The following is a 14,620-nucleotide window of genomic DNA, read 5'->3' as shown; positions in this document are numbered from 1 at the left end:
CACGCTGGCGGGCTGGCAGGACCGTCATGGCCGATCACGCCGTTTCCGCCGATGCGGCGGTGCAAGCGCAGCTCGACCGACTGTGGCGGCTGTCGCCCGGTGCCGACGTGCTGGGGCTGGAGCGGATCACGCGGCTGCTGGCGCGGCTGGGTGATCCGCACCGCCGCCTGCCGCCGGTGTTCCATGTCGCGGGCACCAATGGCAAGGGATCGACCTGCGCCTATCTTCGCGCGGCGCTCGAAGCGGCGGGATATCGCGTCCACGCCTATACCAGCCCGCACCTCGTCCGCTTCAACGAGCGTATACGCCTCGCCGGGCGGTTGATCGCGGACGACGCGCTGGCCCCGTTGCTGGCCGAGGTTCTCGACGCGGGCGGGGATGTCGGCGCGAGTTTCTTCGAGATCACGACCGCCGCCGCCTTCCTCGCCTTTTCCCGCGTGCCGGCGGAGGCCTGCGTGATCGAAGTCGGTCTGGGCGGGCGGCTCGATGCGACGAACGTCCTGCCGGCGCCGGCGGTATGCGGCATCGCCGCGCTGGGGATCGATCACCAGGCGTTCCTGGGCGACACCCTGGAGGCGATCGCAGGCGAGAAGGCCGGCATCGCCAAGGCCGGCGTGCCGCTGGTCACGATGCGCTATCCCGATGCGATCGCCGCGGTCATCGCCGGAACGGCGCGTCGGGCCGGTGCGCCGCTCATGGTCGAGGAGATCGCGTGGCGCTACCATGTCGATCGCGACCGTGACCTGATCCGGTACGCCGATGCCGCTGGCCCGCTCGACCTGCCGCTGCCGTCGCTTCCCGGCGCGCATCAGGCCGCCAATCTCGCTCTCGCCACCGCGATGCTCCGGCACCAGCGGCAGGTGCCGGTCTCCGACGCCGCGATCGCCACGGCGGCGCGCGGCGCGCGCTGGCCGGCGCGCTTGCAGCGGCTAGGCGATGGCCCGCTGACCGCGCTGGTGCCGGGCGCGTCGATCTGGCTGGACGGCGGGCACAACGCGTCCGCCGGCGCGGCGATCGGCGCGGCGCTCGACCGGATTGTGCCGGCGGACGGTGATCGGCCGCTGGCGGTAATCCTGGGGATGCTGGCGAACAAGGACGTGGCCGGGGTGCTCGCTCCGATCGCGTCGCGGGTCGGACGGTTGATCGCCCTGCCGGTCCCGGGACACGATCATCACCATCCCGACGATCTCGCAAGGATCGCGGCGACGCTGGGTATTTCCACTGCCCTCCCGGCGGATTCGGTCCGATCGGCGCTGACGATGCTGGCCAGAGCACCGGGTTCGTCACGCACGATATTGATCGCGGGATCGCTCTATCTCGCCGGTGAGGTGCTGAAGGCGAACGACGAACTGCCGGAATGACGGAAATATGCGATTGACTTGCAATAGCGGACAGGCGACCTTGCGGGTGTAAGAGGAGTCGCCTGCTCATGACCCAGCTTCCCGCTGCCGCCACGACCATCACCGTTCTTCCGCACGCTTTGCCCGAATGCCCGAGCGCGCGCGTCCTGTTGTTCGCCATGCGGCGAATGGGAGCGAACGGCCTTTCCGACGCGCGGGCGGCGCATGCGATGTTTACGATGTTCGGAGAGGCGTTCCGTCGGCCGTTGACGTTGATGCGTGGGCTGATGGCGGACATGGCGGCCCATGCCGCCGCCGCGATCTCGATCGCGCCATGTTGCTGCGCGCGCATGACCGCGTCGGAGCAGGTGCTGCTCGCGATCCTCGCGCGGGTCGAGATCCGACCCGACAGCGCGCGCCTGCTGATGCAGGATCTGCTGGGCCAGCGCCATGTCGATGGCGTCCTCGCCAGCGCGGCGGCGGTCGCCACCGCCTTCGCCGACGAGGGGCGGCCGGTCGTCCTCTAACCGCTCGCCCCGTCCCGCGCATCGCCGGGCCCCTCGGTTCCGGCGCTGCCCACCGAGCGATCGACGAGGCCGGAGCGGCTCATCCACCAGAACAACGCGATACCCGGCAGTGCGACGACCACCGTCAGCAGATAAAAGTTCACGAACCCGACGCGCTCGACGATCGCACCCGCCGTCGTGCCGGTCACGACCCGCCCGACCACGCTCGCCGCCGCAGAAATCAGCGCATATTGCGCGGCGGTGAAGCGCAGGTCGCACAATGCCGAGAAATAGGCGACGACCGTCACGCCACCAATTCCGGAGGCGATGTTCTCGAACATCATCGCGCCGGCCAGCCCTTCGTTGCTATGCCCGGCCGCCGCCAGCAGAGCGAAGCTGGCGTTCGACAACGCCATCAGGATCAGGCTGATCAGCACCGATCGTTTCAGTCCCAGCCGGGCATAGAGCGCCCCCCCGATGAAGATGCCGATCAGATAGGCCCAGAAGCCGACGCCGACATCATAGAGCGCGATCTCATCATTGCTGAACTTCAGATCGTCGAGCAGCAGCCGCAACACCAGCTGGCCCAGCGTGTCGCCGATCTTGTGGATCAGGATGAACGCCAGCACGACGACGGCGCCGGGCCGCGCGAAGAATTGCACGAACGGGCGCCAGATCGCCGCGACCGCCGCCGACAGGCCGGCGCGCTGCTGCGGCTCGCGGTGGCGGCGCGGCTCTCCGATGATCAACCCGGCGAGGATCGCGGGGAGCGCGAGCGCGGCGGTGGAGAGATACGCGGCCTCCCACCCGTATCGCGCCGCGACGACCAGCGCGAGCGACGCCGCCCCCGCCGAGCCGATCCGCCAGCCATATTGGCTCATGCCCGATCCGACGCCCAGTTGACGCGGTTCCAGGATCTCGATCCGATACGCGTCGATCACCACATCGAACGTCGATCCGGCGATCCCCACCAGTACGGCGGCTGTGGCGGTCGCCGCGATGCTGGCACGCGGATCGGCAAGCGCGAGGTTGGCGACCGCCGCGATCACCAACAGTCCCGCGAAGATCAGCCACGACACGCGCTGCCCCAGCCGTCCGATCACGGGCAGCCGTACGCCGTCGACCACCCAGGCCCACAGAAACTTGATGTTGTAGACGAGGAACGCGAGGCTGAAGGCAGTGACGGTTTTCTTGTCGATGCCGTCCTGCGCCAATCGCGTCGTCAGCGTCGCGGCGATCATCGCATAGGGGAAGCCCGATGAGACACCGAGCGCGAAGGCCGCCAGCGGGCCTCGCTCAAGATACGGACGCACGCCGTCCACCCATGTCCTTCCATCCGCCCGCGCCGCCATCAATCCTCCGCCTCTCAAAAGCTTCTGGCGGACTTAGCGTGAAAATGGCGCGGCGTAAGCCTGTACGATCCGGCGATCAGCCGGCGGCGGCGCCGAAGAGCCGCAATCCCCCCGGCAACTTCGGCGGCATCTTGCCTTCGACCGTCGTTTCGATAGCCCCGATCGCGTCCAGCAGCGCTCGCTGCGTATAAGGTTTGGTCAAGCAACCGATCGCGACATCCTTCGCCTCGGGCGGACATGCGCCCGTTACGAACAACACTGGAATCCCCCGCGCCGAGGCGGCGCGTGCGACATCCAGCCCGGTCCCGTCGGCCAGCCGGACATCCGCCAGCACCAGATCGATCGCCGCACCATTGTCAATCAGATGCACGGCATGCGCGACCCGGTCGACCGTCGCCACCACATCGAAGCCCTGCTCGCTCAGCATGTGCTCGGTGTCGAACGCCACAAGCGGCTCGTCCTCCACCACCAGCAGCTTCTCGATCGTTCGTTCCCGCCGTCCGAACAACATGTACCGTCTCGCTGCTGCCACCCTCGCCTTCCAAACTCGACACCGTGCAATTATTTCCCGCATCTTCGTTCGCGATCCGCTAAGCGCTTCCATATGGCCGACGAACGATCCTCGCACCGCATCGCCAAACTGCTCGCCCGCGCCGGCGTCGCGTCCCGGCGCGAGGTCGAACGCATGATCGTCGAGGGTCGTGTGGCGAAGGACGGCGTGGTGCTCGACACCGCCGCCACCGTCCTGCCCTCGCTCGATGGCGTCACGGTCGACGGAAACCCCGTCGCCGCCGCCGAGCCGACGCGGCTGTTCCTGTTCCACAAGCCGACCGGCGTTCTGACCGCCGAACGCGATCCCGCCGGTCGCGCGACGATCTACGACCGCCTGCCGAAGGATCTTCCGCGGCTGGTGCCGGTCGGGCGGCTCGACCTCAATACCGAGGGGCTGCTGCTGATGACCACCGACGGCGGATTGAAGCGCCAGCTTGAGCTTCCCGTCACGGGGGTGGAGCGCAGCTATCGCGCGCGCGCCTACGGTCAGGTCAGTCAGGAGCAGCTCGAGGAGTTGATCCACGGCGTGGAGATCGACGGCATCCGCTACGGCCCGATCGACGCGAACCTGGAGCGACGGACCGGCGCGAACGTCTGGATCGAGATGACCTTGCGCGAGGGCAAGAACCGTGAGGTGCGTCGCGTTCTGGAGCATCTCGGGCTGCGCGTCAGCCGGTTGATCCGGACCCGTTACGGCCCGTTCGTACTCGGCGATCTGCCGGTCGGGGATATCGGCGAGGTCCGCGTCGCCGACCTCATCGCGTTCCGCCAGACGCTGAAGGCCGCGCCGAAGCTGCGCGAGCCGGTGCAGGATGTCAGCGTCGGCGGCGCTCGGCGCGCCCCGGTACGACGGCCGGCGCCGAACCGCTTGGGGGAGCAACGCGCTGCCCCGCCGACCCGCTCCGCCAAGGCTCAGCCTCGCGTCGCTTCACCGGTTCGGGATCCGGTCCCCGCCAAGACACCACCGGCGCCGGTGGTCGATGTGCCCGCCACGGCGACGCGTCCCGCCCAGATCAAGCGCAAACCCGGCTGGGCCAAACCCAAGCCCAAGGCGACGACCAGGCCGCGGGGGCGTAAGTGAGGATCATCGCCGGAACGTGGCGCGGCCGCCCGCTGGTCGCGCCAAAGGGCGACGCCACCCGCCCGACCGCCGATCGCACGCGTGAGGCATTGTTCTCAATGCTCGCCAGCCGCGTCGGCAGTTTCGAGGGGTTGTCGGTGGCCGACCTGTTCGCCGGCTCTGGCGCTTTGGGTCTTGAGGCGCTGTCGCGTGGCGCGGCATCATGCCTGTTCGTCGAACAGGACAAGGCTGCCCTGGACGCACTCCGCGCCAATATCGCAAAGCTCGGCGCGACCGGGGCCGATGTGCGCGCGGCGTCGGTGCTGGCGCTTGGACCGGCGCGGGCGCCTCTCGACATCGTGATGATGGACCCGCCCTATACCACCGGAGCCGGCGCGGTCGCGGCAGACAAGCTGGCGCGGCTTGGCTGGATCGGTCCTGCCACCTGGGTATCGATCGAAACGGCGAAGGGCGAGGGCGACGCGCCATCCGGCTTCGTGGTGGACGCCGACCGTACCCACGGTCGCGCGCGGTTGATGCTGCTCAGGCGCGCATAGGCTTTCGCATCGCCAGCAACGCCGCCAGACTGAGCAGCGACATCGTCGCGAGATAGCCCCCCACCAACGGCAATCCCCCGCGCCGCGTCAGCGCTTCCGCCGCCACGGGGGTCAGCCCGCCACCGATGATCCCCGCCATGTTGAACGCCAGACTGACCCCCGTGTAGCGCACCCGCGCCGGGAACAGCCCCGGCAACCATGCGCCCAGCGGGCCATAGACGAACCCCATTACGAACAGCGCGAAGGCAAGGCTGGCGAACATCAGCGGCAGCGAACCCGATCCCAGGCCGGGGGCGAGCACGAACCCTGCGACGACCGCGCCCACGCATCCCCATTTCAGGACATGCTGCGGGGAACTGCGGTCCGCCCAAATGCCGGATAGCACGATACCGGCGGCCATGAACAGGATCGCGCCCAACTGCATCGCCAGGACCGTCTCACGATCGATGCCCAGCCGAGTCACCGCATACCCCAGCGTAAAGGCGGTCGCGAGATAATAGACCGCGAAGCAGGCGACGGCCCCGAGCGTTCCGCCGAGCGCGGCGCGCCAGTGATCGCGCAACAGTTCGCCCATCGGCACCTGCGGCGGCGGACCCTCTTCCAGCACGCGGGCGAAGGCGGGTGTCTCGGTGATCTTGAGCCGCACCCAGAGCCCGAGCCCCACCAACACGATCGACAGGACGAACGGAATGCGCCACCCCCACGCCAGGAACTGCGCTGGTGTCATGACCAGCCCCAGCACCAGGAACAGGCCGTTCGCGGCGATGAAGCCGACCGGCGCACCCAGTTGCGGGACCATGCCATAGCGGCCACGCTTGCCCGGTGGTGCATTCTCCACCGCCAGCAACGCAGCACCGCCCCACTCGCCGCCCAGTCCGAAACCCTGTCCGAAGCGCAAGGCGCACAACAGCGCCGGGGCGAGATAGCCGGCCTGCGCATAGGTGGGCAGGAACGCGATGGCCAGGGTCGAGCCGCCCATCAGCAGCAGGCTGGCGACCAATGTCGACTTGCGCCCGATGCGGTCGCCGTAATGGCCGAACGCCCAAGCGCCCACCGGCCGCGCAAAGAACGCCACCGCCAGACTGGCATAGGCCGCCAACAGCTGCGCGGATGGATCCCCAGCCGGGAAGAACAACGGCCCGAACACCAGCGAGGCGGCGGTCGCGTAGATGTAGAAGTCGTAGAATTCGACCGACGTGCCGACCAGGCTGGCCAACAGGATGCGGCGGTGTGACGCGGCGCCGGCCATAATCGTGGAGGATGCGGACATGCGCCCCTTTCCAACCGCGGTACCTCGTTCGTCAACGCCGGAATTTCTGCCACTCAGCCATCAAAGTGTGGTGCACCGACACAAGACAGCAATGTCGCCGCGCTAGACAGGCCGGGTGACGTCGCTCCCCTGGCGGACGTCGCATGACCGGGCAGCCCCCTCGCCCGGCTATTCCCTGAACTATGGGGCAGCCGCGCGGCTGCCCCGTCTTTTCAGCCCAAGCCCGTCGGTCGTCATCAAGCGAGCACGTCCAGCAGCTCGGCCTTCGTCATCCGCGAGTGTCCGACAATGTTGCGCTTCTTCGCCTCGGCATAGAATTGATCGCGGTTGCGATGGTCGCGATGGACCCGGGTCTTGTTCGCCACGTCACCCGGCTGGGCGGAGGATTGCTGCCCTTCCTGGTATCCGTGCGCTTCTTCGCGGTGGTTCGGGCCTAGTCCGCATCCGACAGCGCCGCGCGCGCCGCCTTGGGCAGATCGCGCGGGCCCGCCTCACCGCTGCGCTTGCCGGACTTCGTACCCCACGCCTCCCGGCCCATCGATGGAGCGAGTTATCCTCGTTTCTCGCACCCTTGTAGCCATCGCCGCACCGTGTACCCGGTGACCGCCATCTGCGCCTGGCGCGCCGACCATTGCCCCATCACGCCGCCTTTCGCCCCGACGGTGACCTCATCCTGCACCTTCTCCCAAAGCGCGGGATCGGTCTTGTCGGCGGTTTCGGACATCGGCAGCGCTCCTTCGCGCGCGTCAACGCGCGGCGCGCACAAAACGCCGCTCACCCCACGCTGACGAAGCTGTCCATCACGCGCTTGCGGCCCGCCTGTTCGAAGTCGATTTCCAGCTTGTTGCCCTCGATTTCCGCAATGATGCCATAGCCGAACTTCTGGTGGAACACGCGCTGCCCCGTCGACAGGTCGCTGCGGCCCTTGTTGCCCAGGCTGACCGCCGAACTGCGGCTTTCGACGATCCGTGTCGGTTCGCGGGTGAAGGTACGGCTCGACCATTCGCCGCCGGGCCTCGAACCCAGCGCGCCCGCCGCGCGCTGCCACCCCGGACCACGTCCCGTGCCGCGCGCCACGTCGGCGAACGGGTCGGCGCGTTCGGACCAGTTCGCGCGCCACAGGCTCTCGCCGCCCGACATGCTGGTCTCGCTCTCGATATGGTGTGGTGGCAGTTCACCGACGAAGCGCGACGGGATCGAACTGGTCCACTGGCCATAGATGCGGCGGTTGGCGGCGTGGAGGATCGTCGCGCGTCGCCGCGCGCGCGTGATCGCGACATAGGCGAGCCGGCGCTCCTCCTCCAGCGAGCGCGTGCCGCCTTCGTCCAGCGAACGCTGCGACGGGAATAGCCCTTCCTCCCAACCGGCGAGGAAAACCGTGTCGAACTCCAGTCCCTTGGCGGCGTGGATCGTCATGATCGTCACCTTGGGGTCCTCGCGCGTCGCCTCATTGTCCATGACCAGGCTGACATGCTCGAGGAACGCGCCGAGGCTCTCATATTCCTCCATCGCGCGCACCAGCTCGGTCAGATTCTCCAGCCGTCCCGCCGCTTCGGTCGATTTCTCGGCCTGATACATCGCGGTATAGCCGCTCTCGTCGAGGATCTGCCGCGCCAGTTCCGGGTGCGGTAGGTCGCGCGCCATATCGCGCCAGCGCGCGACATCGCCGACGAACCGGCCAAGTGCCTTGCGCGCCTGCGGGGTCAGTTCATCGGTGTCGAGGATGCGTGCCGCCGCGATCGACAGCGGCACGCCCTCCCCGCGCGCGAGCTGGTGCAGCTTGGCGATCGCCTTGTCGCCGAGACCGCGCTTCGGCGTGTTGACGATCCGCTCGAAAGCCAGATCGTCCGCAGGCTGGTTGACGACGCGCAGGTAAGCCAGCGCATCGCGAATCTCGGCGCGCTCGTAGAAGCGGAAGCCGCCGACGATCCGGTACGGCAGCCCGATCGAGATGAAGCGGTCCTCGAACTCGCGCGTCTGGTGCTGCGCGCGGACAAGGATCGCGACATCGTCGAGGCTCGTCCCGCCGCGCTGCGCCGCCTCGATCTCGTCGGCGACCCGCCTCGCCTCCTCCGGCCCGTCCCAGACGCCCAGCACGCGGACCTTTTCGCCCGCGTCCAGCTCGGTCCACAATTGCTTGCCCAGCCGCCCGCCATTGTTGGCGATCACCCCCGACGCCGCGCCGAGAATGTGCGGGGTGGAGCGATAGTTCTGCTCCAGCCGGATCACCTTGGCACCGGGAAAATCCTTCTCGAACTTCAGGATATTCTCGACCTGCGCGCCACGCCACGAATAGATCGACTGGTCGTCGTCACCGACGCAGCAGATGTTGCGCCGCTCCTGCGCCAGCAAGCGCAGCCAGAGATACTGGACCGAATTCGTGTCCTGATACTCGTCCACCATGATGTAGCGGAAGCGCTGCTGATATTGCTCCAGCACACCGCGATCGCGCTTCAGGATCGTCAGCACATGCAGCAGCAGGTCGCCGAAGTCGCAGGCGTTCACCGCCTTCAACCGCTCCTGATATTGCTGGTACAGCTCGCCGCCGCGCCCGTTGGCATAGCGCTCGCTCTCCCCGGCATCGACGTCGGCGGGGACGAGTCCCTTGTTCTTCCACTCGTCGATCAACCCGGCCAGCGAGCGCGCCGGAAAGCGCTTCTCATCGATATCCGCGGCAACGATCAATTGCTTGAGCAGTCGCAGCTGGTCGTCCGTGTCGAGGATCGTGAAATTGCTCTGCAGCCCGACCAGTTCGGCATGGCGGCGCAGCATCTTCGCGCCGATCGCATGGAACGTCCCCAGCCACGGCATCCCCTCCACCGCGTCACCGACCAGACGGCCGACCCGCTCGCGCATCTCGCGCGCCGCCTTGTTGGTGAAGGTGACGGACAGGATCTCCGACGGATAGGCGCGCCGCGTCCACAACAGATGCGCCAGCCGCGCGGTCAGTGCGGCGGTCTTGCCCGTCCCTGCGCCCGCCAGCACCAACACCGGCCCCTCGGTGGTCAGCACAGCATCGCGCTGCGGGGGATTGAGTCCGGCGAGATACGGCGGATCCTGAACGGCGTCGCGAAGGTCGGTCACGCCGAACAGGTAGGGAACGACGTTCCTCGGGGCAAGCGAAACGGCGATTCGTCACAGTCATCGAATTGTCGCCACCACGTCGCGCCACGGTAAATCAGTCCTCCTACGGCGCGCGCATCGGCAGCCACGTCGCGCCGGAACGCCGCCCGAGCGAAGAGGCGGCGGATGTCGCGACGGCCGATCCACAGCAGGAGCAATCTCGATGACCCGTTTCGATCGTGCCGCGCTCGCGGCTGCGCTCGCGCTTGCCCCGATTTCGACGGCGGCCAGCGCCGAGGCCATGCGCGAACACGTATCCGCCAGCGTTTCGGTACATGATATCGATTTCTCGACATCGGCGGGCCGCAGCGCCTTTCAAGCGCGTGTCCGCCGCGCCGCACGACATACGTGCGGCACCAGCTACGACCTGCGCGGCCGATCCGACATGCTGCGGTGCCGTGGCGAAATGATGAAGGACGGCGAGGTGCGGCTAGCGGCACTGACGCGCGCGCGCGGCACCGAACTCGCCGCGCGTTGATCGCCGCCGCGAGCCGCCGTGTGCGTGCCTGGGCAGCGGCTCGCGGCTCGACGCTGGCGTGGACAACCCGCATCACCACCATGGGTAAGTCGTCGCTTACGCTCCGTCATCAAACTGTCACCGTTCAGGTGGAGAGGCGGGCCATCATGGCTTCCACTGTCCTAGCGACGTCGCCATCGTCCCCGCCCGCGGCCACCCGCGCGTTCGACGATTCCATCCATCCCTACGCGCGCCGCGTCTTCCTCGGGGTGGTGCTCGCTGGCCTCACCTATGCGGGGGTCAGCGTAATGATCGACACGCAACAGGTGGGGGAGACGCTGGAGCTGGGCGTCTTCCTGTTTCTGGGGCTGGCGTTGTTGATCGCGCTCGGTTTCGAGTTCGTGAACGGGTTTCATGATACCGCCAATGCGGTCGCGACGGTCATCTACACCAACGCGCTGCCCGCCAATGTCGCGGTGATCTGGTCCGGCTTCTTCAATTTCCTGGGCGTCATGCTGTCGTCGGGAGCGGTCGCCTATTCGATCATCACCCTGTTGCCGGTCGAACTGATCCTGAACGTCGGTTCGGGAGCGGGCTTCGCGATGATCTTCGCCTTGTTGTTCGCGGCCGTCATCTGGAACCTCGCCACGTGGTATGTCGGCCTGCCGAACAGTTCCAGCCACACGCTGATCGGATCGGTGCTGGGCGTCGGACTGGCCAACCAGATGTTGACGCGCGGCACCGGCGGCACATCCGGAGTCGATTGGAGCCAGGCGAGCAAGGTGTTGACCGGACTGTGGATGGCGCCGCTGATCGGGTTTGGCGCCGCTGCGCTGTTGCTGCTGGTGCTGCGTCATATCGCGCGCAAGCCGACGCTCATGACCCCGCCGGAGGGCGATGCCACGCCGCCGCGCGGCATCCGGGCGCTGCTGATCTTCACCTGCACCGCCGTGTCGTTCAGTCACGGATCCAATGACGGGCAGAAGGGCATGGGGCTCATCATGCTCATCCTCATCGGCTGCGCGCCGACCGCCTATGCGCTGAACCGCACGTTACCGGCCAGCGAAACACCCGCCTTCGTGCGCAGCGTGGCCGACACCGGCGCGACTCTGATCCGTCATGGTGCGCGTCCAGTTGCTCCGGTTCTGGCGCGCGACGTGTTGAAGCAGTCGCTGATGCGACGGCAGGTCCTGAACGGCGCCACCTACGGCGCGGTGATCACGGTATCGCAGGATCTGGCGCAGCGTGTCGCCAGCTATGGCTCGCTGGGCAAGGTACCAGCGAGCGCCGCCTCCAACATCCGCAACGACATGTACCTCGTGCTCGACGCCACGCGGATGATCACCAAGACGCCGGGCAACGGGTTGACCGATCGCGAGAAGACCGTGCTGACCGACTATCAGAAGCGGCTGGAAAGCGGCACGCGCTACATCCCGCTGTGGGTGAAGGTCGCGGTCGCGCTCGCGCTCGGGCTCGGTACGATGGTCGGTTGGAAACGGATCGTGGTCACGGTCGGCGAGCGGATCGGCAAGCAGCACATGACCTATGGCATGGGCGCGTCCGCCGAACTGGTGGCTGCCGGGACGATTCTCGCCGCCGACCGGTTCGCGTTGCCGGTGTCCACCACCCACATCCTGTCGTCGGGGGTCGCCGGCGCATCGGTGGCCAGCGGCTTCGGACTGCAACGCCGCACGCTGCTGCAACTCGCCGCCGCGTGGCTGCTGACGCTGCCCGTGGCGATGTTGCTGTCGGGATTATTGTACTGGATGCTGCTGGCGTTGGTACGCGCGGGCGGCTTCTGACGTGAAAAGGGCGGCCACGCGGGCCGCCCTCATGCCAACATCCGGTGGCGTCGTGACGATCAGATCTCGACCGACAGCAACGTCACACCTTCATACCTTGCGTCGTCGGGTACGAACAACTCGCTCGGCTTGAAGCGACGCGGGGTGATGCGCAGCGAGGTCAGCCCGGCCAGCTTGAACGCGCCGATCTTCGGCTCCTTGGGCGGTTGACCGTCGCGCTCCAGCGTCAGCGCGTCGAGATAGATCTCGCCGTGCTTGGTATAAAGGATGTGCGGGGCGAGCGTCACGCTACCGCGATTGTACATCGCGGCGATCGCCTGTTGCTTGACGATCGCCTCGAAGACGACGGGGACGGTATCGGGGACGGCCGGCGCGGGCCGGGTTTCGGGTTCGGCAGTCATCGCGCGCGCCTTTATCGCCTTCGTTGCATCGCAGCAAGATTTCCGATGAGGATGCGTCGTACTGGCACGGCACACTCCGCCGCCACGGATTACTTCCCCATCAGCTTCTGCGCGAAATAGGTCATCTGCAACGCCTGCAACCGCGCGCCCTGTTCGATATCGACGTCACCCGAGTGGCCGCCCGCCGTATCCTCGTAAAATAGATAGGGCAGCCCATATTCCTTCAACCTCGCGGCGAACTTGCGGGCGTGCTGCGGTCCGACGCGATCATCCTTCGTGGTCGTCCAGATATACGGCTCCGGATAAACGACGCCGCGCCGGATGTTATGATAGGGCGAAATGCCGGCGAGGAAGGCGCGCTCCTCCGGCACCGACACCGATCCATATTCGTCGACCCATGACGCGCCGGCCGCGATCTTTTCGTACCGGAGCATGTCCAGAAGCGGCACCTGGATCGTCACCGCCTTCCACAATTCGGGATGCTGGTTGAACTCGACCCCCATCAACAGGCCCCCGTTCGATCCGCCATAGATCCCCAATCGGGCCGGGCTGGTAAACCGGCGCGCGATCAGATCCTTGGCGACGGCCGCGAAGTCGTCGTAGATTACTTGCCGCCTCGTCTTGCGACCCGCGTCATGCCACGCCGGACCGAACTCCCCGCCGCCGCGGATATTGGCGAGCACGAATGCGCCCCCGCGCTCCAGCCACAGCTTGCCGGTGATCGCCGAATAGCTGGGCAGCATCGGCAGTTCGAACCCGCCATAGGCAGTCATGATCGTTGGGGTCGTCCCGTCGCGCGCGGCCGCGCGGCGGTGGACGATGAAATACGGCACCCTGGTCCCGTCGCTGGAGATCGCCTCGAACTGCTCCGCGACCAGTCCGGCGGGATCGAACTTCGCCGGCAGCGCCTTGATCTGCCTCGGCGGCGCGGCGCTACCGACGTCGAACTGCGCAAGCGTCGTGGGGGTCAGGAAGCCGGTCGTCGTCAGATAGGCGCTGTCGTTGTGCGGCGACGTGCCCACGATCCCGAAGCTGGCATTGTCGGGCAATGCCAGTTGCCGCGTGGTCCAGCCGGTCGCGGTCGGCGTGAGGATGGCAATGCGGCCGCGCACGTTGTCGGTATAGTCGATGATCAGATGGTCACGGGTCTTATCGGTCCCGGCCACCGCCTGTCGCGCGCTCGGCGCGAAGACCAGCGTCGGTGACATGCGGCCCGCTTCGATTTCGGCAAGCGGAACGGACGCGACCGCGCCGGTCGGAATGCCGCCCCAAGGCTCGCTGGTGGTGAACACGATCCGGCCATGCACCATCGCGACGGGCGCGGTGCGCGCCGGCAGATCAAGCGGACGAACGCCTTCCGGCGTCCACAGCAAGCGATCGGCCCCGAAGAACGTCTTCTGGCGCTCGATGAACACCGCACGGTGCCCGTGCCCGTCGGTCAGCACGCTGGCATACGTGCCGAGCTGGTCGTCGGGCGCCCCACGGAACACCTCCGTCGCGGCGGAAAGCGGCTGGCCCCGTGCGACGAGCTTCACCACGAAGGGGTAGCTGGACGTGGTCATCGTCCCGCCGCCCCAGTCGCGGCTGACCAGTAGATGATCCTTGTCGAGCCAGACCGCGCCCTGCTTGGACGTCGGCAGCACGAAGCCGTCGGCGACGAAACGCCCGGCGGCCAGATCGAACTCGCGATACGTGATCGCATCCTCGCCGCCTTCGGACAGGGCGATCAGGCACAGCCGCTCCCCGGGCGACAGGCATGACATGCCCTTGTACACCCACTTGCGACCTTCCACCTTGCTGAGCGCATCGAGGTCGAGCAGTGTCATCCACGCCGGTTGCGGGGCAGCATAATCGGCAGCCGTCGTCCAGCGCAGCAATCCCTGCGGATGATCGGCGTCGCGCCAGAAATTGACGATCCGCCCCATGACCTGCGCGGGCATCGGGATACGATCCTTGGCCGCGGCGATCGCCAGCGCATCGGCATAGAAGCCCTTGTACCGCGGATCACCCTGAAGTCGCGGCAGGGTGCGGGCGTTTTCCTCCGCGACCCAGGACAGCGCCTTGGCCCCGTCCTTGTCCTCCAGCCAGATATATGGGTCGTCGCCCTGCGCCATCGCCGTCGAACCCGTCACCAGTGCCGCCACTCCCACCACCATGCGCGCGATCCGCCGGACCTTCATACTTTCCGCTCCCGCTCGTC

Annotated in this window: 14 protein-coding genes; 6 read left to right on the top strand and 8 right to left on the bottom strand. The window is 67.3% G+C overall.

All coding sequences use genetic code 11. The features are described 5' to 3' along the window. Positions 1 to 26 precede the first annotated feature (26 nt). Complete coding sequence (locus NS334_RS00535; RefSeq protein ID WP_058754016.1) at positions 27 to 1,361, top strand: bifunctional folylpolyglutamate synthase/dihydrofolate synthase; 1,335 nt, start codon at positions 27 to 29, stop codon at positions 1,359 to 1,361. Between the two features lie 68 nt (positions 1,362 to 1,429). Continuing rightward, complete coding sequence (locus NS334_RS00530; protein ID WP_058754015.1) at positions 1,430 to 1,867, top strand: DUF6628 family protein; 438 nt, start codon at positions 1,430 to 1,432, stop codon at positions 1,865 to 1,867. On the opposite strand, the gene NS334_RS00525 is transcribed toward NS334_RS00530, so the two are convergent. Beyond that, a complete protein-coding gene (locus tag NS334_RS00525; RefSeq protein WP_058754014.1) occupies positions 1,864 to 3,198 on the bottom strand; it encodes an AmpG family muropeptide MFS transporter in 1,335 nt (444 codons plus the stop codon). The genes NS334_RS00530 and NS334_RS00525 overlap by 4 nt on opposite strands. Before the next feature lie 76 nt (positions 3,199 to 3,274). Beyond that, a complete protein-coding gene (locus tag NS334_RS00520; protein WP_058754013.1) occupies positions 3,275 to 3,709 on the bottom strand; it encodes a response regulator in 435 nt (144 codons plus the stop codon). 93 nt (positions 3,710 to 3,802) lie between these two features. Here NS334_RS00520 and NS334_RS00515 point away from each other — a divergent pair, with 93 nt between their 5' ends. Next, positions 3,803 to 4,831, top strand: a complete 1,029-nt coding sequence (locus NS334_RS00515; protein WP_058754012.1) for a pseudouridine synthase — start codon at positions 3,803 to 3,805, stop codon at positions 4,829 to 4,831. Then, positions 4,828 to 5,367 carry a 16S rRNA (guanine(966)-N(2))-methyltransferase RsmD gene (rsmD, locus tag NS334_RS00510; protein WP_058754011.1) on the top strand — a complete coding sequence of 180 codons (540 nt, stop codon included), beginning with the start codon at positions 4,828 to 4,830 and terminating at the stop codon, positions 5,365 to 5,367. The genes NS334_RS00515 and rsmD overlap by 4 nt, the downstream gene beginning before the upstream one ends. On the opposite strand, the gene NS334_RS00505 is transcribed toward rsmD, so the two are convergent. The 4 genes from NS334_RS00505 to NS334_RS00495 form a co-directional block, all read right to left on the bottom strand. Then, positions 5,354 to 6,616: an MFS transporter gene (locus NS334_RS00505; RefSeq protein ID WP_058754010.1), complete on the bottom strand. Its 1,263-nt coding sequence runs from the start codon at positions 6,614 to 6,616 to the stop codon at positions 5,354 to 5,356. The two genes, rsmD and NS334_RS00505, sit on opposite strands and share 14 nt — an antisense overlap. A gap of 257 nt (positions 6,617 to 6,873) precedes the next feature. Further along, positions 6,874 to 7,002 carry a hypothetical protein gene (locus tag NS334_RS19240; protein WP_275044666.1) on the bottom strand — a complete coding sequence of 43 codons (129 nt, stop codon included), beginning with the start codon at positions 7,000 to 7,002 and terminating at the stop codon, positions 6,874 to 6,876. Positions 7,003 to 7,187: 185 nt separating this feature from the next. Beyond that, on the bottom strand, positions 7,188 to 7,361 hold the full coding sequence (locus tag NS334_RS18795; RefSeq protein ID WP_206542622.1) for a hypothetical protein: 174 nt from the start codon (positions 7,359 to 7,361) through the stop codon (positions 7,188 to 7,190). Positions 7,362 to 7,411: 50 nt separating this feature from the next. Continuing rightward, on the bottom strand, positions 7,412 to 9,730 hold the full coding sequence (locus NS334_RS00495; RefSeq protein ID WP_428835026.1) for an ATP-dependent helicase: 2,319 nt from the start codon (positions 9,728 to 9,730) through the stop codon (positions 7,412 to 7,414). A gap of 193 nt (positions 9,731 to 9,923) precedes the next feature. Between NS334_RS00495 and NS334_RS00490 the strand changes: the two genes are divergently transcribed. Together NS334_RS00490 and NS334_RS00485 are read left to right on the top strand one after the other, a co-directional pair. Beyond that, positions 9,924 to 10,238 (top strand): UrcA family protein, encoded by a 315-nt coding sequence (locus NS334_RS00490; protein ID WP_058754008.1) that lies wholly within the window; start codon positions 9,924 to 9,926, stop codon positions 10,236 to 10,238. 146 nt (positions 10,239 to 10,384) lie between these two features. Then, a complete protein-coding gene (locus NS334_RS00485) occupies positions 10,385 to 12,019 on the top strand; it encodes an inorganic phosphate transporter (RefSeq protein WP_058754007.1) in 1,635 nt (544 codons plus the stop codon). Between the two features lie 59 nt (positions 12,020 to 12,078). Here the strand turns inward: NS334_RS00485 and NS334_RS00480 are convergent, their stop codons facing one another. Further along, entirely contained in the window at positions 12,079 to 12,420 is a 342-nt protein-coding gene (locus NS334_RS00480; RefSeq protein WP_058754006.1) for a hypothetical protein, read from the bottom strand. A gap of 89 nt (positions 12,421 to 12,509) precedes the next feature. After that, positions 12,510 to 14,600 (bottom strand): prolyl oligopeptidase family serine peptidase, encoded by a 2,091-nt coding sequence (locus NS334_RS00475; protein WP_058754005.1) that lies wholly within the window; start codon positions 14,598 to 14,600, stop codon positions 12,510 to 12,512. Positions 14,601 to 14,620 lie beyond the last annotated feature (20 nt).

Origin of the sequence: Sphingomonas endophytica (assembly GCF_001476895.1) — a bacterium.
In the GTDB taxonomy this organism is placed as follows: domain Bacteria; phylum Pseudomonadota; class Alphaproteobacteria; order Sphingomonadales; family Sphingomonadaceae; genus Sphingomonas; species Sphingomonas endophytica_A.
Note: the sequence above shows the minus strand (reverse complement) of the source record. Positions and strands in the feature narration are given on the sequence as shown.

Excerpts from the sequence above, each read along its gene's own strand:
- NS334_RS00535 (WP_058754016.1), top strand. The coding sequence starts at position 27 with ATGGCCGATCACGCCGTTTCCGCCGATGCGGCGGTGCAAGCGCAGCTC.
- NS334_RS00530 (WP_058754015.1), top strand. The coding sequence starts at position 1,430 with ATGACCCAGCTTCCCGCTGCCGCCACGACCATCACCGTTCTTCCGCAC.
- NS334_RS00525 (WP_058754014.1), bottom strand. The coding sequence starts at position 3,198 with ATGGCGGCGCGGGCGGATGGAAGGACATGGGTGGACGGCGTGCGTCCG.
- NS334_RS00520 (WP_058754013.1), bottom strand. The coding sequence starts at position 3,709 with ATGTTGTTCGGACGGCGGGAACGAACGATCGAGAAGCTGCTGGTGGTG.
- NS334_RS00515 (WP_058754012.1), top strand. The coding sequence starts at position 3,803 with ATGGCCGACGAACGATCCTCGCACCGCATCGCCAAACTGCTCGCCCGC.
- NS334_RS00505 (WP_058754010.1), bottom strand. The coding sequence starts at position 6,616 with ATGGCCGGCGCCGCGTCACACCGCCGCATCCTGTTGGCCAGCCTGGTC.
- NS334_RS18795 (WP_206542622.1), bottom strand. The coding sequence starts at position 7,361 with ATGTCCGAAACCGCCGACAAGACCGATCCCGCGCTTTGGGAGAAGGTG.
- NS334_RS00490 (WP_058754008.1), top strand. The coding sequence starts at position 9,924 with ATGACCCGTTTCGATCGTGCCGCGCTCGCGGCTGCGCTCGCGCTTGCC.
- NS334_RS00485 (WP_058754007.1), top strand. The coding sequence starts at position 10,385 with ATGGCTTCCACTGTCCTAGCGACGTCGCCATCGTCCCCGCCCGCGGCC.
- NS334_RS00480 (WP_058754006.1), bottom strand. The coding sequence starts at position 12,420 with ATGACTGCCGAACCCGAAACCCGGCCCGCGCCGGCCGTCCCCGATACC.
- NS334_RS00475 (WP_058754005.1), bottom strand. The coding sequence starts at position 14,600 with ATGAAGGTCCGGCGGATCGCGCGCATGGTGGTGGGAGTGGCGGCACTG.